20 protein-coding genes are annotated in these 21,010 nt (G+C 48.5%); 8 read left to right on the top strand and 12 right to left on the bottom strand.

The annotated features are described in order from the left end of the window. Positions 1-2 precede the first annotated feature (2 nt). The 4 genes from EL645_RS08255 (at position 3) to murJ (ending at position 4,264) form a co-directional block, all read left to right on the top strand. Entirely contained in the window at positions 3-797 is a 795-nt protein-coding gene (locus EL645_RS08255) for a WecB/TagA/CpsF family glycosyltransferase (RefSeq protein ID WP_218031784.1), read from the top strand. Next, positions 787-1,815, top strand: coding sequence for a bifunctional heptose 7-phosphate kinase/heptose 1-phosphate adenyltransferase (locus EL645_RS08250; RefSeq protein WP_126549577.1), 1,029 nt, complete (start codon positions 787-789; stop codon positions 1,813-1,815). Before EL645_RS08255 ends, EL645_RS08250 begins: the two co-directional genes overlap by 11 nt. Next, positions 1,808-2,332 (top strand): adenylyltransferase/cytidyltransferase family protein, encoded by a 525-nt coding sequence (locus tag EL645_RS08245; protein ID WP_126549576.1) that lies wholly within the window; start codon positions 1,808-1,810, stop codon positions 2,330-2,332. The genes EL645_RS08250 and EL645_RS08245 overlap by 8 nt, the downstream gene beginning before the upstream one ends. A gap of 81 nt (positions 2,333-2,413) precedes the next feature. After that, entirely contained in the window at positions 2,414-4,264 is a 1,851-nt protein-coding gene (gene murJ / locus EL645_RS08240; RefSeq protein ID WP_161977220.1) for a murein biosynthesis integral membrane protein MurJ, read from the top strand. A gap of 110 nt (positions 4,265-4,374) precedes the next feature. On the opposite strand, the gene EL645_RS08235 is transcribed toward murJ, so the two are convergent. Then, complete coding sequence (locus tag EL645_RS08235; RefSeq protein WP_126549574.1) at positions 4,375-5,214, bottom strand: PIG-L family deacetylase; 840 nt, start codon at positions 5,212-5,214, stop codon at positions 4,375-4,377. A gap of 718 nt (positions 5,215-5,932) precedes the next feature. On the opposite strand from EL645_RS08235, the gene phoU reads away from it, so the two are divergent. After that, positions 5,933-6,685, top strand: coding sequence for a phosphate signaling complex protein PhoU (gene phoU, locus EL645_RS08230; protein WP_126549573.1), 753 nt, complete (start codon positions 5,933-5,935; stop codon positions 6,683-6,685). 73 nt (positions 6,686-6,758) lie between these two features. Here the strand turns inward: phoU and EL645_RS08225 are convergent, their stop codons facing one another. The 8 genes from EL645_RS08225 to EL645_RS08190 all read right to left on the bottom strand — a co-directional run bounded on the left by EL645_RS08225 (position 6,759) and on the right by EL645_RS08190 (position 16,126). Further along, positions 6,759-7,514 (bottom strand): GDSL-type esterase/lipase family protein, encoded by a 756-nt coding sequence (locus tag EL645_RS08225; RefSeq protein ID WP_126549572.1) that lies wholly within the window; start codon positions 7,512-7,514, stop codon positions 6,759-6,761. Positions 7,515-7,869: 355 nt separating this feature from the next. Next, positions 7,870-9,315, bottom strand: a complete 1,446-nt coding sequence (locus EL645_RS08220) for an NADP-dependent isocitrate dehydrogenase (RefSeq protein ID WP_126549571.1) — start codon at positions 9,313-9,315, stop codon at positions 7,870-7,872. A gap of 189 nt (positions 9,316-9,504) precedes the next feature. Then, a complete protein-coding gene (locus EL645_RS08215; RefSeq protein ID WP_126549570.1) occupies positions 9,505-10,080 on the bottom strand; it encodes a beta-class carbonic anhydrase in 576 nt (191 codons plus the stop codon). A 154-nt stretch (positions 10,081-10,234) separates the two neighbouring features. Further along, positions 10,235-11,500, bottom strand: coding sequence for a galactokinase (locus tag EL645_RS08210; protein WP_126549569.1), 1,266 nt, complete (start codon positions 11,498-11,500; stop codon positions 10,235-10,237). A 248-nt stretch (positions 11,501-11,748) separates the two neighbouring features. Beyond that, positions 11,749-12,768 carry an inositol monophosphatase family protein gene (locus tag EL645_RS08205; RefSeq protein WP_126549568.1) on the bottom strand — a complete coding sequence of 340 codons (1,020 nt, stop codon included), beginning with the start codon at positions 12,766-12,768 and terminating at the stop codon, positions 11,749-11,751. After that, complete coding sequence (gene galT, locus EL645_RS08200) at positions 12,765-13,832, bottom strand: galactose-1-phosphate uridylyltransferase (protein ID WP_126549567.1); 1,068 nt, start codon at positions 13,830-13,832, stop codon at positions 12,765-12,767. Before galT ends, EL645_RS08205 begins: the two co-directional genes overlap by 4 nt. 4 nt (positions 13,833-13,836) lie before the next feature. Beyond that, positions 13,837-14,826 (bottom strand): UDP-glucose 4-epimerase GalE, encoded by a 990-nt coding sequence (galE, locus tag EL645_RS08195; protein ID WP_126549566.1) that lies wholly within the window; start codon positions 14,824-14,826, stop codon positions 13,837-13,839. Between the two features lie 511 nt (positions 14,827-15,337). Next, the gene (locus tag EL645_RS08190) at positions 15,338-16,126 is read right to left on the bottom strand and encodes a DeoR/GlpR family DNA-binding transcription regulator (protein ID WP_126549565.1); all 789 of its coding nucleotides are present in this window, start codon (positions 16,124-16,126) and stop codon (positions 15,338-15,340) included. A gap of 242 nt (positions 16,127-16,368) precedes the next feature. Between EL645_RS08190 and EL645_RS44040 the strand changes: the two genes are divergently transcribed. Together EL645_RS44040 and EL645_RS08180 are read left to right on the top strand one after the other, a co-directional pair. After that, on the top strand, positions 16,369-16,752 hold the full coding sequence (locus EL645_RS44040) for a ribonuclease D (RefSeq protein WP_126549564.1): 384 nt from the start codon (positions 16,369-16,371) through the stop codon (positions 16,750-16,752). Continuing rightward, a complete protein-coding gene (locus EL645_RS08180) occupies positions 16,752-17,558 on the top strand; it encodes a 3'-5' exonuclease family protein (RefSeq protein ID WP_281276387.1) in 807 nt (268 codons plus the stop codon). The genes EL645_RS44040 and EL645_RS08180 overlap by 1 nt, the downstream gene beginning before the upstream one ends. Positions 17,559-17,576: 18 nt before the next feature. Here EL645_RS08180 and EL645_RS08175 read toward each other — a convergent pair whose 3' ends face one another. Beyond that, a complete protein-coding gene (locus tag EL645_RS08175) occupies positions 17,577-18,287 on the bottom strand; it encodes an SRPBCC family protein (RefSeq protein ID WP_161977218.1) in 711 nt (236 codons plus the stop codon). Positions 18,288-18,840: 553 nt separating this feature from the next. On the opposite strand from EL645_RS08175, the gene EL645_RS08170 reads away from it, so the two are divergent. Then, positions 18,841-19,185, top strand: a complete 345-nt coding sequence (locus EL645_RS08170) for a hypothetical protein (RefSeq protein WP_126549561.1) — start codon at positions 18,841-18,843, stop codon at positions 19,183-19,185. Positions 19,186-19,250: 65 nt separating this feature from the next. Here the strand turns inward: EL645_RS08170 and EL645_RS08165 are convergent, their stop codons facing one another. Together EL645_RS08165 and EL645_RS08160 are read right to left on the bottom strand one after the other, a co-directional pair. After that, the gene (locus tag EL645_RS08165; RefSeq protein ID WP_126549560.1) at positions 19,251-20,090 is read right to left on the bottom strand and encodes a GntR family transcriptional regulator; all 840 of its coding nucleotides are present in this window, start codon (positions 20,088-20,090) and stop codon (positions 19,251-19,253) included. A gap of 1 nt (position 20,091) precedes the next feature. Further along, positions 20,092-20,850 carry a creatininase family protein gene (locus EL645_RS08160; protein ID WP_126549559.1) on the bottom strand — a complete coding sequence of 253 codons (759 nt, stop codon included), beginning with the start codon at positions 20,848-20,850 and terminating at the stop codon, positions 20,092-20,094. Positions 20,851-21,010 lie beyond the last annotated feature (160 nt).

The following is a 21,010-nucleotide window of genomic DNA, read 5'->3' as shown; positions in this document are numbered from 1 at the left end:
CTATGGTACAAATGCTCAATACTTCACCGTCTGATGTACCACCACCCGTTTATGTACTGGGGGTGCGTGTAGATCGCCTCACCCAACGCCAGGTACTTGCTTCACTGGAGCAGATACTTTCTTCCGCCCAACGCAGCTCGACGCCACTTCCCTGTCAGCAGATCGTTACTGTCAACCCTGAGTTTGTGATGGCCGCCCAGCGAGATAGTTTATTTTGCGCGTGCATTAATCAAGCCGCGCTGGTGATGGCGGACGGTATTGGTATTGTATTGGCGGCCCGTTACTTGCGCCAGCCAACGCCTGAGCGGGTGACTGGTATTGATACTTTAAGCGAGCTCGCCACATTATGTGCCCGCCAGGGATACCGGATGTTTTTATTGGGCGCTGCACCTGGTGTGGCTGAGATTGCCGGGGAGCGCCTGCAAGAAATGGCCCCTGGCTTACAGATCGCGGGCACCTATGCTGGCTCACCAGCCCTGGATGAGGAGCAGGCTATTCTTGAGCGTGTGCGCACTGCCCGGGCCGATGTTTTGTGTGTTGCCTATGGTGCGCCTGCCCAGGATCTCTGGATCTATCGTAACCTCAGCCGGTTGCCGGTTGCCCTGGCGATGGGTGTTGGTGGCTCATTTGATTTCTTAGCGGGCCGGCAACGCCGCGCCCCCTATTGGATGCGCAAAAGTGGCCTTGAATGGCTATATCGCTTATATCGCGAGCCCTGGCGCTGGCGAAGAATGTTGGCATTACCTCAATTTGCATTATCTGTGGTTTTGAAAGGGCGTAATTCCCATGACGCTTGAGACTTCTACCTCTCTCCCCTCAACCACCACCCTACGCTCGCTGATCGCTGCGTTCGCGGGCAAACGTGTGCTGGTGATTGGAGATATGGTATCTGATGAATATATAATCGGTCGCCCCACGCGTATTTCGCGTGAGGCGCCCGTTCTCATATTAGACCTGACCGAAGAACGTACGGTGCCGGGGGGAGCCTGTAATGTAGCCGTTAATGCGCGCTCATTGCGCTCAGAAGTGCTGCTGGCCGGCGTAGTAGGCGACGATATTGCCGGCCGTAAATTGCGCGAAGCTATTGCTACCTGGCATATGAATCAGGATGGTGTGGTCTCTGACAGGGATCGCCCAACCTCAACCAAGACACGCATTCTGGCGGGCAGCGCACAGATTGTGCAGCAACATATTGTGCGTGTGGATCGGGTAGATACCTCTGATATCAGCGCGGCAAGCAAAAGTCAGATTATAGACTATGTTGAACGCGCTCTTCCGACTATTGATGCGGTGGTCCTGTCAGATTATGAAAATGGCATGATCAGCCCTGAGATTATCGAGACCTGTATCCCAGTGGCCAGGGCGTTAAATAAAGTAGTGGTGGTAGATGCCCACGGTTCGCTCTTCCGTTTCCAGGGAGTGACCGCCTTAACGCCGAACCAGCCTGAAGCTGAAGCTGAACTGGGTATGACCATTCGTACTCAAGCAGAATTAAATGAGGCCGGGCGACGTTTATTAGAGGGAAGCAATGCGCAGGGGGTATTGATCACCCGTGGTAGCGAGGGTATGAGCCTGTTTGAAGCGGGAAAAGCACCCTTACATCTGCCTATCTTTCCGCATTCTTTCGATAGCGAAATTGTAGATACCAATGGTGCCGGTGATACAGTTGCCGCCACGTTTACGCTAGCCCTGACCGCTGGTGCCAGCATGGCAGAAGCGGCCTACCTGGCCAATGCCGCGGCCTCGCTTGTTGTACGCCGCATGGGATGTGCCAGTAATACACCAGAAGAATTGATGGGAATCCTACATGAGTAAGGTTATACACGAACTGACGCAGCAAAAGATTCTGACACGTACAGAGCTGGCCGCGGAAGTACAACGGCGCCGGCAAGCTGGTGAACGTTGTGTCTTTACCAATGGCTGTTTTGATCTCTTACACCTGGGACATATCCGCTATCTCCAGGAAGCGCGCGAGTTAGGCGATTTTTTAGTGCTGGGGCTGAATAGCGATGATAGTGTACGTGCCTTGAAGGGTCCGACACGACCACTGGTGTCTGAAGATGAGCGAGCAGAGATTATGGCGGCCCTACATAGTATCGATTATGTGACCATTTTTCCCGAAGTTACGGCCGGGGAACTTATTGATCTGCTGCAACCCGAAATTTATGTCAAAGGTGCGGACTATGTTGGGGCGCAGGGCGGTCAACCCGATATGGAGCGTTTACCTGAGGCAAAGCATGTGCTGGCCTATGATGGGGAGATCCGTTTACTTGCCTACTTACCACACCACTCAACTACGGAGTTAATCGCCAAAATTAAGCGTTTGCCATAAGGTAAAGTAGGATCAATTACTGTGCTTATTTTGTGAAGCTCCACTATTTTTGTTTATTGGTCTATGAGGAGCAATTTTTTTATGGCAAAAGACTCTATTAATAATGAAGAAATACTCTCGTCCGAAAATAACCATGATGATGACGCGGTGGAAGCCGTTCCAACGGTCCTGGGTGGTGGGAATATAGACTCTGAAGCGGCTGTAGAGATTATCGAGACTACCACAGCTAAAGCAAAAGACGATACCAGCGTTTCTTCCACGGCCGAAAGCGCATCATCCGAGGTACAGGAAGAAGTAGTTGCCCCTGCCGATTCGGCCATAAGGAGCGAGCGCAGAGAATTGGTGAAATCGGCTTCTTTGGTCGCTCTGGGTAATCTTGGTAGTAGTGTACTGGGTATGCTGCGGCAAAGCTTCATTGCTTACACAGGCCCTGGTATTTCAGGACCATTTTTTGCTTCTCTCTCGCCAGCGCAAAAGTTCAATGATTTTATCGTCAATGGATCTGTGCCTGGAGCATTGATACCCACCTTTAATGACTATGCCGAGAACAAAGAAGCGTTGCGGCGTCTGGTATTTACCCTTGTAAATCTGGTCTTGATAATCATGACCATCTCATCAGTGGGTTATTTCTTCGTTGCTCCCTGGTTTACCAATACTATTCTCGCGCCCGGTTTTAATCCGCAAGAAAAATTGTTGACGCTGCAATTTACACGCATTGTTTTCTTCTCGTTGCTGGCGCTCGGTCCTTTTGCCGTATTGCAGGCGGCACTTTACGCGCAGAAGGAGTTTGGCTGGACCGCCTTTGCGGCTGCGGCCTATCACGCAGGCATCATTGTGGGCGCCATTTTTACAGGTATGGTGGGGAAGCAATTCTTTGGCCTGGGTCAATATGGCCTGCCCCTTGGTGTGATTATAGGCACGGTGGGCGAAATACTACTATTGATTCCAGGCATGCGTAATCAGGGTATGCGCTATATGTTTGTGCTGGATTTTAATCATCCTGCACTGCGCCGTATTTTAAAGCTCTACGCGCCTATCGCTTTCAGCTTCTTTTTCTCGGCCTGTGTCGCCTTTCTGGATCAATTTTTAGCCACCCAGACGCCCTGTATCGAGATAATGCGGCAGCAAAAGAGCTGTGGGGATGCCAATCTTTCCGCGATGGCTTTTGCCACCTTGTTGATTCAATTTCCTGGTGGCCTGGTAGCATCGGCACTCTCTTTTGCCGTTCTACCTACCTTAACTACTCATATGCGCGAAGGGGACCTTGAGCGCTTCAAAAGCACCTTGCTGCTGGGTTTTCGCTTAGGTTTGCTTCTGATGATTCCAGCGGCCGCGGGTTTGATCGTCTTAAAGTTGCCGATTGTGACCTTGCTCTTCCAGCGTGGTAAATTCTCGCCGGCCCAGGCAGTTCTGACCTCAATGGCGCTACAGAATTTTTCATACCAGCTACCATTTATCGCCATCGACCAATTGCTCATCTCAGCCTTTTATGCGCGTAAAAACACAATTATTCCGGTTGCGGTACTGGTGCTCAGCGTCTTTGGCTATCTGGCTGTCGCTTTACCATTCTGGCACACCATCGGCATGCCTGCCCTGGCCTTTGCCAACAGCGTCCAGAACACCCTGCATCCCCTGATCCTCTTGCTTATTCTGTGGAAGACTATCGGCTCATTGCACCTGCGTGGTGTGGTACCAGCGCTGTTGAAGATTCTACTAGCGACCGCGGTTATGGTTGCTGTCGCCTGGGGCCTACAACTCGCACTGGCGCATATCCACCTGTTCTCACTCTCAACCTTTATTGGTAGCGCCCTCACAGTCATCGTGGCTGGTGGTATCGCGGCCGCGATCTACTTTATCCTGGTAATTGCTTTTAAGGTAGAAGAGGTCTCTATGCTGAAGGGGGCGGTACTTGCCAAGCTGGGCAAAAAGTAGCGTACCGTTCAATCGTACGTGAAAGATATAACTACGACATAAAAAAACCTCGTCAACAGACGAGGTTTTTTTATGTCGTAGTTGGCAATGTATACTCTTCTATACGCGAGTTATGGAATACGGGCAAATAAATCGTTCTCCCCTACCGTATCATTGCCAACACGTGACGTTGCCAATTGAAAATACTCGGTGCTACGCCATTTGCGTTGTAACTCACGTGGAAGCCGAAGGATCGGGAGCACAGAGTCTACCTCGCTCCTATGCATATCCCAGGATCGCTTCTTCTCTTGTTGCCAGGGCTCTACATCCAGCAAAACGCTGATCTGATTGTCATCGAAGCCAGAGTGCTCCAGATCTAAATTTTTGAACACATTGTCAAAAGCCTGATCCTGGATCCATTCAGACATCATAACCACCTGGCGGCGCGAATACGAAGTATAGTACAGTTTGCAGGCGGAATAGCCGGGACCCAGTTCGGGATAGAGGTCGCCATCGGCTGCGGCATGAAAGGCTCCAATTGTGTACTTATAGATCGTGATATGATCTGGATGGCCATAGCCGCCAGATTCATCAAAGGTTATAATTACCTGTGGGCGGAACTCACGGATAATTCCAACTAATTTGCCAATTACTTCGGCTGCACTGGCATTAATTAGCGCCTCGGGATGTTGATTGGCTGGTGTATCTGGCATACCTGAGTCGCGGTACCCCAGAAACCACAGATGTTGCACGTTGAGGACCTCGGCGGCATCCCGCATTTCGCCTTCGCGGATCTCACCAAGGTTGTTTGGTGCAGCCAGGATTGAATCGGAGGCTTCTCCGACCTCTCCTCGTGTGGCGTAGACAAGGCCCGTCTCAATACCGAGTGCCTGGTATTTCAGCAAAGCGCCGCTGATGAGCCCCTCGTCATCGGGGTGGGCAAAAACGCCAAGTAGTCTTTTCGTTGACATGGTTCATGTTCCTTCTTCTACTGCCTGCCTTGTGGATGGAACCTTTCTGCTAATGTAGCATGTGTTAAGAATGACTGTCAATTATGCATACTTTCCAGCAGGGTTTTTTCATGTTCCTCTTTGGCGCCTGCGGCGCCGGGTTGGGAGCGTGGAGTGTGTTTTGTGGGCGGTCGCGGCCGCCCACAAAACACACTCCATGCATGAAATAATGTACATCTTATTGTGAAGAATATTTTTTTAAATGATAGTTTTTATATAGAGACTTGTAGAGGTATTCTGTTTTTCGTGCAGCACTGGCAGGGCTTCTCTGGCTATTCTATAAGATACTAGATTTTTGTAAATGCATATCCCTAAAGAATAGAACGAGTATTTAGACTATGACTCTATCTTTCCTGTGTCAAATATGTTACACTATGTTTGGTGTGGAAGGCATTGCGTACTTTTTAGGTAAATCATGCATGTATTACTGCTTTTAAATATTATTAACGATGTGTGCTATTTTAATAGCCTTTGGACACCGGGTTGAGGATTGGTGGATAGCATAGTTAGCCAGCCAGGATGTCGTGTGATCATATGCTTTTAATCTCCTGGGAGTCAGGTGTATCTATCCTCCAATGTCATAGTCGTAACCATAATCAATATACATTGGCTGATTAGCTATGATTGAGCGGCATAACGATTGCTTTATTGCATGCAAATAAGAATCAAGGAGAGTTGAATGGCAAGGTCAACATTAGATAAAGAACTATTGGAGTTGGACTCTCAAATTCAACATCTGGGTACTCTCGTAGATGAAGCATTGGAGAAGTCTCTGGATGCTCTAGCGACAGGGGACCTGGCCCAGGCGGGTATGGTCATCGAAGCTGACTCAACAATTGATAGTGTGCGCAAGACTGTGGAAGAGCATGCTATCCGCCTGTTAACAATGCAACAGCCATTGGGTGGCCGCGACCTGCGCTATCTGACGTCAGCGCTGGCGATTGCTGGTGACCTGGAGCGTGCCGGTGATGGTGCTGCGGGTATCGCGCAGATTCTCTTGCGCATGGCCCCTTTGCGTACTGGTGAGGGCGTTGTCAGTACTACAACCGTTGGAGATACCCAGGTTTCGGAAGCCTCTGCCCTACGTGGTATTCTAGAGCTTGGACGTGAGGCACGTCGCGTTTTACAGGGAACCATGAAAGCATTTGCTGACCGCGATGTGAGGGCGGCACGTTATATCTGGGAAGAGGATGATGTGGTGGATGTACGCTATCATCTGGTACGTCATGACTTGATGGCCATGATGGCGGGCGCCCATGCCATCCCTACACTGCAGCATGATGGTAAAGCGTTACAACGCGTTACCTACTTACTATGGATTGCCCATAAATTGGAGCGCGTTGCTGACCACTGCACCAACGTCTGCGAGCGCCTGGTATTCACCATTGAAGGCGAAAACGAAATTGTCGCTTCTTCAGATAAACAACAATAAACCAAAAAGCGGCGGGCTGATACAATTTGTGGATTGTATCAGCCCGCCGCTTTTTGGTTTTTGGCTGCCTGGCTTAAGCTTTAATCGCCTGCCAGAAGAGATTCGATAGCTGCACATAGCCGGCGGCACTGGGATGGAAGCCGTCACTACTGATATATTCAGGGTGTGAAGTGAGCAGACTATTCTCAGCAGTAAGATCAACCAGTGTTACACCATATTGCTGGGCGAGGCTGGCAATGTGGATATTCCAGCGCTGAATCTCACTATGCATGCGAGCTTTCTGATCGGCATTGCTGCGCGTGAAAATGGGTAGGCGCGTCAAATCAGGTAGATTCGCCATCACCATCCGGGCCTGGGTCTGAGAATGCAACTGCTGGAGCATCGATGAGAGGTCTTTCATATAGTTTCCATATGAAACGCCGGCAATAAAGTCATTTGTGACCAGCCAGATAGTGATCAACTGTGGATTGGTATTCAGAGCCAGGGGAAGTTCTTTAGTCAGGGCATCATGCAGGCGAATACCACTGACACCAAGATTGATCATATGTGATCCCTGGGGAAGATGGGTAGCGATCAAGGGGACGTAACCCTGGGCCCCTGGTTGCTGGCTCCCCACCCCGACGGCATCCGAAGCCCCGAGCGCGACATAGATTAGCGGTCCACTGGGAAGTTTCGCGCTGGTTGACGACGTTGTAGGAGCGGTAGTATGGGGCCTGGGTTTTACGGCACTGGGACTGGTGGAACTGCCACAGGCGCTAAAGAGTAGCAGCAGTGCACAGGCCAGGATAAACAGGATGCCGATTGGCTTTTTATGGAAATATGTCTGCATATGTGTAAATTCACTTTTTCATGGTAACGATTAAATGTACTGCATCAACTTCTCCATTGTAACATACGTTAGCCTTCCACAGAATGATACACAAAGATCTTTTTTGGTGCTGCCAGTTTATTTTTCTTCCAGGGCAATTCCTGTACAAAAAAGGAAAGAGTGCTCAAGAGAGCATTCTTTCCTTTGCGTTTGATTGTATTGTCTATCAGACGAAATACTGCTCAGAAAATGAGTAATATTAGGTTCTCCGCCCTTCCCCTGGAAGGACGGGTGGGGAGGGTTGCGAGGACTGGCATACCCCCAGCATGCCTGCCCCTGCACCCCGCTTTCCCCCTAAAAGGCGGAGAGTTTAATATTAAGCGCCTGAGACTGATGAGTAGCCAGCCTGACCATCAAAATTGTAGAGATTCTCAATTTTAATGAAATCCAGTCCGCTCTCACTGATGCGTTGAAGCAGAGCGGTGATCTGGGCATGGTTAACCAGGCCCTCACCCAGGAAGCGGCTGCGCCAGTGATCCGTGGTGAAGGTCTCGGAGAGACCATTGGGCCAGACGCGTGCTCCACGGTTGGTAATGAGCTTTAATTCGAGACCATCGCCATTAGCTTTTTGTAAGATACTGGCCAATTTCTCTGTATCATGCTCTGACCAATCCAGGAAAACATCGACGCCGACCAATTCTTTCTTACTCTCGACACGTGTGCGCTCGACCTGTTCTTTGGTTTCCTGTTTAGGGGCGGAAACATAATGGACCGCCTTGAGGGTCTGTGGTTCTTGTCCCAGGCGTGCAATCACGGCCTCGGCAAATTCTTTGGTACCGACTTTTTGCTTGCTGATACCCTCTTCAAAGATATCATAAGTATGGATGCCATCCTCAATGGTGCGCAGCCAGGCATTATGTACGCGGGTCGCCACATCTGGCTGATCAATATGGACCAGCAGCATAACGGCGGCCAGGAGCAAGCCAGAAGGATTGGCCAGATTTTGGCCGGCGCGACGTGGGGCTGAACCATGGATAGCTTCGAACATCGCGCACTGCTCGCCGATGTTAGCAGAGCCAGCCAGGCCGACTGAACCAGCGATCTGGGCCGCCACGTCTGACAGAATATCCCCATACAGGTTGGGCATCACAATGACATCAAAGGCCTCAGGAGTATCAGCCAGTTTCGCCGAACCGATATCTACAATCCAACTCTCGTTTTCAATGTCAGGATACTCTTTAGCGATCTCATCGAAGACCTTGTGGAAGAGGCCATCGGTAATCTTCATGATATTGTCTTTCATGAAGCAGGTCACTTTTTTGCGATTATTGGCACGAGCATATTCGAAGGCATAACGAATGATCTTCTCAGAGCCTGGGCGGCTAATCAGTTTGAGAGACTCCATCATATCATTCGTCTGGCGATATTCGATACCTGTATAGGTGTCCTCTTCATTTTCACGAATGATCACAACATCCATAATTGGATGTTTGGTATCGACAAAGGGATGATAGGAGACGCAAGGACGCACATTGGCATAGAGTCCAAAGGTAGTACGTGTAGTTACATTCAAACTCTTATAACCGCCACCCTGGGGAGTCGTGATAGGAGCTTTAAGAAAAACTTTGGTGCGGCGCAGTGATTCCCAGGCGCTGGGCTCAATTCCAGCGCTAATTCCACGCAGATATACTTTCTCACCCACCTCAATTGTCTCAGGTTCAATCTGTGCACCGGCCGCCTCTATAATATGAAGCGTTGCATCCATAATCTCTGGCCCGATACCATCACCGTGGGCCACTGTAATTGGTGTCTTATTTGCCATTGGTTTAGGAGTCCTTTCTCCATCTTACCGCTCCTAGTACTGGGAAGGAGTCGGATTGTAAGCTTTAGCACATAATAAAGAGCACGTACTTCCCCTGTGTGGGCATAGTGGTACGTGACTCCTGGAAATAACCCTGGTAATCATGGCACAAGGTGTCAGTGATTACCCGCATTGTATCACATTGGAAATTTACGCTGTTGCCTTACTGCCATCATCGACAACGGTTAATTTGCCAGTATTAATGTCGATAACCAGTCCATAAACCGGGATTTTGGGCAAGAATGGACTTTTTCGAATGACCTCAACTACTTCTTGTACATTGAGATGGACGTCCTTAAAGGCACCGATCCAATCGACCAGCCCATTGATATCTTTAAGATTATATTGTTGAATCAGCTGCTGTGGATCGACCCCCAGTGCCTGCATAGTCGAGGTCAGGACCGTTGGATCGACTTTGGAGAGGCCGCATTCGGTATGTCCAACTACGATGACCTGGCGTACGCCAAGCAGGTAGACGCCGCCGGCCAGAGAACGAATTAAATCGTTATCGGCCCCCACGCGTTCAGGTGAAGAAATAGTCGCGCCAGCGGTACGCAGTTCCAGCACATCGCCGCGCTCTAAACCGAGGGCTGGTTCAAACATATTGACCAGACGACAATCCATGCAGGTAACGATTGCGGTATGTTTGCGAGGAGCGTGTCCGACATGTGGAAGCGATGTATGCTGGAGGAAGCGTTCATTATGAGCTAGAATATCTTGCAGCATCAAGGTCACCTTCCTTATCTATTTTTATGGAAAAAAAACTTGTATTGTAATGCTTGACGGCCCCAGTTTAACATGTGCGCATCCCATGTACAAGTGAGAGAGACGCAAAAAAAGGGAAGCAAGCCTTGCTGTGGGAAGATTGCTTCCGCTAATCTTAGCTATTGAATAGTTCGCGCACACCCCAGGCATGGGCACCCGGGGATGAGCCACGCAAGATAGTGGTTTTTAAGCCTGTTTCTTGCTCATAACGTTCGGCCAGGGCCTGTATCTGTGCTTCGGCATGGGTGCGGGCCAGAATAGCAACCGTGCCGCCACTTCCCCCACCCGTGATTTTTGCGCCATAAAGGGGAGCGTTGGCCGCGACCTGACGTACCAGGTTCACCAGGCGATCAGTGCCAGCCGAGCCAAGCCCACAGGCGCTATAGCTGACATGGGACTGATACATCAATTCGCCAAGCAGCTGTAACTGCTCATCGTTGATGGCGTCTGTTCGCAGCAGGGTGCGGAATAGTTGTACCCGGTGATGTTCATAGATAGGATGGGCGGTTGGTTGACGAACCGCGTAGCTGCGCTGAGGATCAATCTGTGTAATCGTATCTGTTGTCCCCCCATAACGTTCTAGAAACTCTGCCCCCTGGATAGTTAATGGGAGCTGATCGCGGAAGCTGGTTTCCCAGAGCGAAGGCGTAATATTGGCGAGAAACCCCTGCCAATCTGGATCAGCAATAGAAACGACCGCTCCATCTTGTGGCGTAATAGCATAGCCACGCAGCTCGGCAATCATGCGATAGCCCATAAACGCACCAACACGTACAGAACCATAATCAGCTCCGACAACGGCATGTCTCACCCCGGAATCGATGCCCCATATCTCAATTCCTTCTGGAAGGGGTACCGATCCCTGCAGTTCAGCTGGTTGGCAGAGCAGGGCCAGTAAGCTATTATCCTCACCACAGGCCGAGGTCATCTGATCCATGATGCCACAGGGCGCCCCCACAATCAAATTCTCCACCTTCTGGCATAAAAGTGCTATCTCTCGTCCGCTGAGTCGTAGCTGATAATGTGCATTAAGTGCTTGCATGACCGCTACTTCCAGGGCGGCCGATGAGCTGACACCTTTGCCAATGGGGACTTCGCAGTGGATCATAATACGCAAGCCATGTGTAATAGTCAACTGGCGCTCACGCTGCAAAACGACCAGCACACCGAGTACATAGGCTGCCCATGAGGTCGCAGGATCGCTATTGAACTGCTGCCGGGCCTCCTGATAGCTGAGTGGTTGACCATTGTCCTGTAAGCTGCTCAGCGGCACGCTGACAAGCGGCTGACCGGAGAGTTCGCTGATCGCCGTACTACATACAGTGATGGTTGAAGCGTTGGTTGGCTGTATAGCGGCAAAGGTAGCCACCGCCAATGGCATCTCAAGTACCAGCGAGCCAGAGTAGTCGGCGATCCCCCCATCAGGTCCAGGCGGCCGGGGGCACGTGCGAGTAGAAGAGGTTTATCTGTGGTAAAGAAATCTGTATGCTGTGTATTAAGCTGGGTGAGAAAGTGCTCAATCTCTGGTTCGGTCAGGCCTGGCTGCCGGTGATGATAATGCCACATGGAGAAGTGACTCCTTTCATTTCAATGCCCATCTGTTTTCACATCCAAGCATGTTTTGACTAATCATGCTTTAAGTAATAAATACTGTGTCAGCAATGTTTTCAGGGTAGGGGCAATCTGTGCATGAATGGCATCGTTAGCATAACCGATCCAGGATATATTTGTCGAGACATCCAGGGGGGCGCTAAGTTGTGCACCATGTTCATTAGTGACGATGATACCCAGTTTGCGTGCGATCAGCTCGGTACATAAATCATAGGGATGGCAGCAGAGTCCGGAAGCCTGGCCACGAGCGGTCAGGAGTGGCTCAGCCAGTGGACGCAGATCCGCCACCCAGCGATCATGGCCCATCATCAATTCATAGAGTTGTCCACCACTACAAATATATTGATCTTCAAAGGCCTGTACCTTACCAGCTTCAGCGGGTCCAAGTGTGCGTCGGACCAGCTCATCATCGATGGTGGCTAATTCGGCCCGTACACCAGGAAAAAAGCGTGAGATATTGCCATAACCCTGAGCGATGGTAGGGGCCTGTGAAGGTTGGGCGTGTAGCGGGATGCTCTCGCCGGTAAGCCGGTTATAACGCTCTCCCTGAGCCGGTTGGTCGGCCAGAGCCCACAGGCTATCACTCAAATGTTGTTTGACCAGCGGAATCTCAGTCTGAACCGCCAGCTCTATATCTGAAAGGTTAGTGGCCGCTCCTCGATTAGGAGCCACCCCGGTTAAAATCCAGGCGGCTCGCTTCTGATACATCAGGCCACGCGTCCCATCGATAGGATCAATGATAATCACCAGCTCGGCCCTGGCTGGATCGATCTCTGGTGGGAAGACCATCAGACCATCTTCTCCCAATCCCTCTGCAACCAGCACAAAGGACCAGCGGCTACTGAGCTGCGCAAAATGTTGTAAGAGTACCTGTTCAGAGATGCGATCGATGGCAAAAATTGTATCGCCGGCCTGTTCGGCCACGATCTCACTTAAAGCGGCCAGCGAACTGCGTTCACAGGTGGCCACGACCTCATCACGAATAGCGGCATGGATCTGACGAATAGTAACCAGTAATTCATTGGCGGCGCGAATCATTCTTTTCCACCTTTGTTCTGTTCTCGATAATGCACTGTAGATTGTTGTAGCAATTCGGCAGCTTTTTCTTCTGGCAGAGTATCGCTAATAAAATTGCCGCCGCCGATCTCTGGACCAGCCAGGTATTTGAGTCGGCTGGGTTGGCGTAAGGGAGGGTGAAAGGCAATAAAGAAATGGTACACACCATAGTCCCCATCATTCGGTGCCTGGTGCAAAGCCATCACATAGGGAAAAGGCATCTGCCAGAGATTATCAAAACGTACAGTGACATTCTTAAGCGCCCGGGCCAGGGAGACAATTTCCTGCGCATGTAAATCCGAGACATAAGAGACACGGCGCTTGGGTGCCACGTATACTTCATAGGCATAGCGAGCAAAATATGGCACAAAGGCAATGCAGTACTCATCCTCATATAAAATGCGCCGTCCATCTTGCTGCTCGGCTGATATGATCGTCCTAAAGAGCGGTTGTCCGGTCTCTATTTGATAGCGCTGAGAAGCGAATAACTCGGTTTCAATAGTCTTAAAGACGAAGTTGGTGGCGTAGATTTGTCCATGGGGATGAGGATTGGAGACTCCGACAACTTCCCCCCGATTTTCAAAAAAGAGGAGATGTTTAATATCAGACAACTGCTGAAGTTCGCGGGTTTGTGCCTGCCACATAGAGACCACATTTTCAATGTCTGGCAATGCCATTTCCGCCAGGGTGAGGTTGTGGGCTGGACTATAGCAGATGACACGGGCCAGGCCTTGTGCTGGACGGACGCGATAAGGGAGGGGAGGGACAGATGGATTGCCAGGAGCAGTCAGGCCAACGCAAGGATGGTCATTATCAAAGACATAGACGCCGGTATAATCGGGATTGCTCGCGCCTGAGACACGGCTATTGCCAGGGCACAGATAGCAGTCAGATTGATATACTGGCACCTCCTGATCCGCGATCGAAACGGTCTCACCAATCCAGGGACGATTCTGACGATGTGCGGCGATGACCACCCACTCCTCGCGGAGTGGGTGCCAGCGCTCCTCCCACTTTGTTTGTTGGGGAAAAGCTGTCTCGTTCATGGTATTACTGCTCCTCAGAATAACCATTCGGGTGGGTACTATGCCATTTCCAGGCAGTACGCACAATATCTTCTAGCGTGTACTCTGGTTTCCAGTCTAGCTCGGTTTGAGCCTTGTTACTACTGGCCCAGATCGCTACTGGATCTCCAGCGCGTCTTGGCTCCAGATCGACCCTGAAATCAACGCCGCTAATGCGTTTGGCGGTATCGATAACCTCCTTCACGCTGCTACCAACGCCGGTACCTAGATTATAAGCTGTGCTCTTACCTGTCTTTGCCAGCGACTCAAGCGCTTTCACATGGGCGATTGACAGATCGACTACATGGATATAGTCGCGGATCGCAGTTCCATCGGGTGTTGGATAATCGGTACCAAAGATCTTGACTGCCTCTGTCTTACCCACAGCGGCCTTCATAACCAGTGGAATGAGGTTGCCTGTAATGCGCCAGTCCTCACCGATTTTGTTATCGAGCGAAGCACCAGAGGCATTAAAGTAACGCAGGCTGGTTGAGCGTATTGGAGTGGTCTTATCAAACCAGCGCAGCATGGTTTCCACCATCAGTTTGGTTTCCCCATAGACACTTTCAGGACCAAAGGGGGCATCCTCAGTAACAGGGAGAGTTTTTGGGGTACCGAAGACGGAGCAGCTTGAAGAGAAAATAATATAATTACAGTTATGGCGTTGCATCGCCTCAAGCAACGTCAGTGTGCCGCTGACATTATTGCGAAAGTACTTAGCTGGCTGGGTCATCGACTCACCTGGAGCCTTATAGGCTGCAAAATGAATGACGGCATCCGGCTTCTCTTTATCAAAAATTCTGTCGAGCAATGCGGCATCATCAATGTTACCTTGAATAAAAGGGGCTCCCAATAGCGAAGCTTTATTTCCATTCTCGAGCGTATCAAGAACAATTACATCATGCTGGCGTTTGATAAGCTCGCGCACGGTATGTGAACCAATATAGCCCGCTCCGCCTGGTACAAGTACTTTCACTTTACTGTCCTCCAGTAGCTTTTCTATGCATCTCTAATCTCTACTAACAGTATACTGCACAAAACGCGTCTAGTCAATGCGCATTCGTGCAAATAAATTGCATGCTATTGCGCAAAAGGGCAAGATGCAGTGTGCAATATCATCCACAGATGATGGATTACCTGGATAATATCACAACCCATAGGGTTAAGTGGAGAGACTATTGGCGCGGTTTTATAAGAAGGTGTTTGGTATCTCGGGAGCGTGCGGGAGCGTAAGCTCCCGAGAATGTTTCTTTAATGGTGAGAAACTGCATGCGCAGTTTCCCACCATTAAAGATGATTGATCGCAGTTTCTTCACATTAGAGATAATTGATCACCGTGATTGAAAATGTAGGTGCAGATATTACGGAAAAACAGGCAAATTAAGCACACCTGATTTTTTATTATGTACTAGAAAAGCGCGTACAGCGCTTTTCTAGTACATAATAAAAATTTAAGCACCGCAGGTGCAGAAACACAGGCGTGGGGATTACTGAGCCAGTATGACTTTGACTTCAGTTTCTTTAAGTTCTTGCAGGATATTGGTGGGGATCTCTGTGTCTGTGATCAGGGTGTGGACAACGGAGATGGGCGCGATTGCATGCAGGGCCACTTTTCCTAATTTCGTATGGTCGGCCAGTACAATTGTTTGTTGGGCCCGCTCAATAGTCATTTTATGGGTTAATGCCTCCAATTGATTGGGGCCGGTCAAACCATATGTTGGACTGAAGCCGGTTACTCCGATAAAGGCTTTAGCCACAAACATCTGGCTTAAGCTTTGTTCAGCCATGGGGCCAACGAGGGCAAAGAAATCGGGGAGGAGGAAGCCGCCTGTGAGCGTCAACGTTAGCCCGGGCACCTGGGCTAGCTCCATGGCGATATTGACGGCGTTAGTTACCACGGTAAGATTAGCAATCTGGGCGCGACGAATATAGCGCGCCAGGTGTGTGGTGGTCGTACCCGGCGAAAGCGCCAGCGTATCACCTGGTTGGATATAGCGCAAAGCAGCCGCCGCAATGCGATTTTTCTCATCAACCAGCTTTCCCATATTCTTTTGAAACGTTAGCTCTTCAGCATAAGTGCTGTAAGAAAGCGCATCCAAAGGTACCGCCCCGCCATGCACACGTCGTAAAAGGTTCTGGCGTTCCAGCTTTTCTAGGTCGCGTCGTATGGTGGAGGAATTAACCTGGAGGCGTTGGCTCAAGTCTTCGGCCAGGACTCGTCCATTGGCCATAAGTTCTTGTAGAATAAAATCAGTTCGTTTTGTAGCGTCCGACATGCATCTTCCCAAATGTGGCAATGTGCCGCAATTATATATGGTTGCCTGAGTGCTGTCAAGCCAGGTACGCCTGCTCTGAGCAAGCTTTAACACATTATTGATGATATTTGAGTCATTTGAATTGATTTCGTACCATTTCAGCGCTATTGTCGCGTTGTAACTGGACTAGCGGTGTGAAGTATGGTATAGTGTAGAGTACACACCATGTCTATAACGCTTTTAGAAATCAGAATGGCAATTCATTGAGTGATAATTCACCACTAACAGATTTAGAGAACCTGGAAAATTTACACGGTTACCTGGGGCCTACCCCCCCACCAGGCAAACTGCCACAGCGAGGAGAGCGTTTCTGGGTTGATCGCCCGGCGCAACTATTACATGCGGTCAGTTTACTTAAGCAGTCTGGTGTGGTGGCGGTAGATGCAGAATTCACTCAGGTGCGTGCGCGAACACAGAGTGATGTTGTTTCTAATATCCCTCGTCTCGCTCTTCTACAATTATCAATTGAGAATCATTGTTTTGTTGTAGATGCGCTACGCTTATCCGATCTTTCGCCTTTAATGGATGTGCTTGGCAACCCTTCAATTGCTGTGCTATTGCATGGGCCGGCGCCGATATGCGTGTGATGGCTGAACGTGGACTGCAAGTTGCCCACTATTATGATCTGGAGGCAACGTGCCGTTCTATTTTTGGTCAGCACGAATCTTCATTGGCGGCAATGCTCCAGAGAGCCTTTGGCTATCATTTGGACAAGAGTCTGCAGCGTACCGATTGGACCAGGCGCCCACTTCCTCCTGCTATGATTGCTTATGCTGCCCGCGACGCAGAAGTGACCTTAGCTCTTTATCATTGGCTGGATACCCATTATCATACAATTCTCCAATTGCATGAGACAAATGGCAAAGCAGACCTGGTTGCGCACTGGATTGAGCCGTTTCTACGGGGAAATGCAGCCCTCTCACCCGAGATGGCCGTCACCGAGGCCAAAGCTCAAGGGCAGATCGTGAACCGTGCCCAGGTGGCCGCTGATTGTCGCGCGGCCCTGGTGATGGTCAAACATCCTATGCGTCGCAATCGCTTGCTACGCCTGATTGCTGATCTCTCATTGACCCAACTCGCGGGCGACATTCTGCCATTGTTGCAGGCTCCAACCTCTGATGAGCGAGCCGCCAGTGCTCGAGCCCTGGGACGCATGAGTATACAAGCTGCGATCGAGCCTATCAGCGTTTTGCTCAATGATCCGGTGTTAGATGTACGCAAGGCAGCCCAGACCGCACTACGCAATCTGCTGACAAAAGAACTGCGCCAGACTCGCCCCGCTCCCGCGCGTGCCGCCGATGGGACACGCAGCTGGGTGGTTGAGAATACGCAGTCCTCAAATGATGATGATAACGGTTGGAAGTCGCGCCTACGCTCAATTATAGACGCCTGAACCTCTGTCCAGAAACCATTAGCGGCGGCGCCTGGGTAGGCGTGTACCGATCCAGATCAATAGCGCTAATCCCGTGATGGTCCCGGTTCTGCGGATACGTTGTTCCCAGCGTAGTTGTTCCTGGGTATCTTCAGCTCCCAAGTGGAGTAACTGTACCACCCTGGCCGCCAGCGTAGCGGGCAACGGAGTCTCAGCCTGCTCATTTCTTCCGGGCAGGATAATAATATCACCATTGGTCGAAGTTGTTCTCTGGGTCTCGTGTGTTTCTGGTTGGTTTGCCAGAGGTGCATGATCGTGTGAACGTAAATATTCTGCCAGGTGTTGAAAATACTGCTGGATAAAATGCTTAACAGCGCCTTTGATCAAGGCGGGGGTTAATTTGCTGCCAACCTTATTCGTCGTGATGGTTCCTTTATAGGCAACGATTGTTTTATGCTCGCGTTCATGCAGATGAATACTGCCAACACCGCTTAAATTTGTATCGCCATCGCTCGTAAAGGTCAAACGATAATGATAAGGGTACTGTTGTTCTGAAAGTGTCATCACACCATGATGAGTGCCTGACAATAGTCCGCTACTCATAGTGAGTGTAACGTCATAGGTATGCTGGTCTACAGACTTAACCTGTTGTAGACCGGGGATAGTAACGCCGAGGATCTCCTGATCTGTCAGGCAGCGCCAGACCTCTTGTGGAGAAGCCTGTAAGGTGTAGGTCCCTTCGATATTCATATTATAAATCCTTTGTGATAGATGAGTTCTCGTCGTTGAATAATAATAGCTACTGATAGCTGTCATTATAGGTGAGAATTTCATTTTCTGAAAGTCCGTGTTTCTTCTTGCCTATAATGAGTGATGTATCTAGGTCTAGAGCGGTTTTAAATCCGCTCTAATTTGCAAAAATGGGCCTAAAATGATTGCGGTTTTCGCTTTATTTTAGGTGTAAAGATGAAATTATTTCATCTTGGACAGTATAACTCTTTTGTGTCTGGTTGTGTTGGTTGGGTACAAATCAAAAACGTATCTTTACTGGGAAGGAATAGTACTGTCGGTTTTCTTCCTTCATCGTGGATTTTCAAGGCTTCATGAATCGGCTTCTATAGCTGATTTTATGAAGCTTTTTCTATTGTGGTGATTTGTGCTTTTTAGTGCGTTTTTCTACTAATTTTGTGCTTTGGGTGAAACATTTTTTCGTAAATTGATTTTTTGTTTTGTTCCCTATATACTTTGATCAATAGAGTATATAGGGCTACTGCTCCGCAAGTATTGCGAAAGGCTGGTTTCTATGCCAACTCAAGAGGAACGGTTGACTGCGGTAGAAAATGATCTTAAGCAGTTTAAGACTGAAATGAGGCGGTTTAAGACTGAAACTGTGACTTCTCACCAAGACTCTAATATGAATCTGATGCTGGTTAAGGCCACTGTGGATGGTTCGTATGATCGTATTGCCTCTTTACGTAACCAATTATCAGATTTCAGGCAAGATGTTTTGGATCGTTTCGAGCGACAAGAAAATCATTTTGATGCACAAGATGCTCATCTTGATATGCATGATAAACGTTTTGATGTTGTGGATAAGAAGCTCGATCAGATTTTGCAATTGTTGACTAGTTTAACAAACAAATCTTAATCTGTCTGTATCTGGATATATTAAAATAAAAAGCACCTGGTTTACTTGCTCCAGGTGCTTTCGCTTTATTTATTTCTTAACTTTTCTGGTATACCATCTGCAAACAATGGAAACGAATAATGTAACCTGTATTTGTCTCCTCTGTCTGTTAGAAAGTCTACTGCTAGAGGTGTACCATCTTCGTCGTAAGCTATCCTCAATATTTTGAAGAGTGCTGATGTGTCATCTGGCGATAGCTTGAATTTTTCACGTTCAACACTACTGGCTTGTGTGACATCGACAGTTTCTGTACACCATGATGGTTTTTTTCCCAATTGTTGCATGATCTGGTAGATGTCACAATTCGGTTTTTTTAATTCTGGTAACGATTCTGCAAACCAGAAGGGCAAGTAGGTATCAGCTATTGCAATAATGGTATTTGGATCACTTTTCTGAACCGTTCGCAAGATGATCACATTCTCGCCTGGTTGTATTGCTAATAACTTTGCAATTTCTTCATCGGCTCTCTCTACTTCTATATCTGCTGTTGGTTCTAGTGAGGCAGTAGTTTCTTGTTGGGATATATCAGATACAAATCCTCCGTGCCTGGTCGAGAATATTCTATGCCTTACATTTAAATCTGCTACTCTGTATTCATTGTATGCAGCGTTGTTAGGCCATGACCTCTCTTTGAGAGGCTGTATCTTTATTAGCCCTTCAATAGCAAGCCTTAACAACATGATTTGTGTACTGGTGTTGTTAATGCCATATTCCTGTTCAATTTCTTTAGGGTTGATGATCTGATCCGCTTTATAGATGCCATTCAGTATCTTTTCTCTCATTGACTGATGGGCATCTGTAGCTTTATTTTTTCTCAGTTCGGGTGGTCTGGTCTCTAAAATTTTTTGTGGTTTGGGTCCTCTCATTTCATGACTCCTTTTCTAATTTTTTCATTAGGGTGAGTATATCTTGTACTTGATTGTAGATATTTATGCTTACTTGCTCTATAGCTTTCTTCCCATTTTCAGGGTTAGCTAGGCTTGGGTCCCCCCATATACCTTCTTTTGTTAATTGGTAAGTGTTGAATGCTTGAAGGGCTGAGTGCATTATAGATGGGTTAATGTCTACTTGGTACTTAGCATTTGCTGGAATGTTTTCTTTAACTAAATTAGGCCAGTATGCTTGTATGATAGAGGTTTCTATCGCTCCAGCATGAATATCTTCTATCTTGTCTGGATTCGAGCAATTTTTAAACCAGATAGTACTAGTTTCTGATATCGCGTTTATAACGGTGGTTGGTATATCCTCTTTAGCTGTTATTTCTGCGGATAGGGACGATAAAATGTTATTTCCTCCATGCCAGTTTAAGAGGATAAATAAGTCGGGTTTGGCCCAATATTTAAGATTGTAAGCGATGTCGTGAATAATACTGGCTATGGTGCTATGGCTAAGTGCAATCGTGCCATTTCCTTTATGTTCCCAGGAACAGCTAAATGGAATAGGTGGGAGCAATAGGCATTCATCATCTGAAAATTGCTTTTCTAATTTTTCAGCAAGTAGTTGGGCTATACGTAGATCAGTATCTATAGGAAGGTATGGCCCATGTTGCTCACATGATCCAATAGGTAACAACACAATCCTCTGTTGGGCTTTTAGCATTTGATTTGCTGGTCTATCTACTTTCATTTTTCCTCCTCGTGCTGAATAGTTATCAAATTTATTATAGCACAAACAGATTTATTTCTGATAACCAAAATCAAGATGAAAAACCATTGACAATATAAAAAGCAATATGATAAACTTAAATCAGATTTGATAACCAAAATCAAATTGAATAAAGTACGGT

Source organism: Dictyobacter kobayashii, from assembly GCF_003967555.1.
GTDB lineage: Bacteria > Chloroflexota > Ktedonobacteria > Ktedonobacterales > Ktedonobacteraceae > Dictyobacter > Dictyobacter kobayashii.
This window is presented reverse-complemented; position numbering and strand designations above follow the sequence as displayed.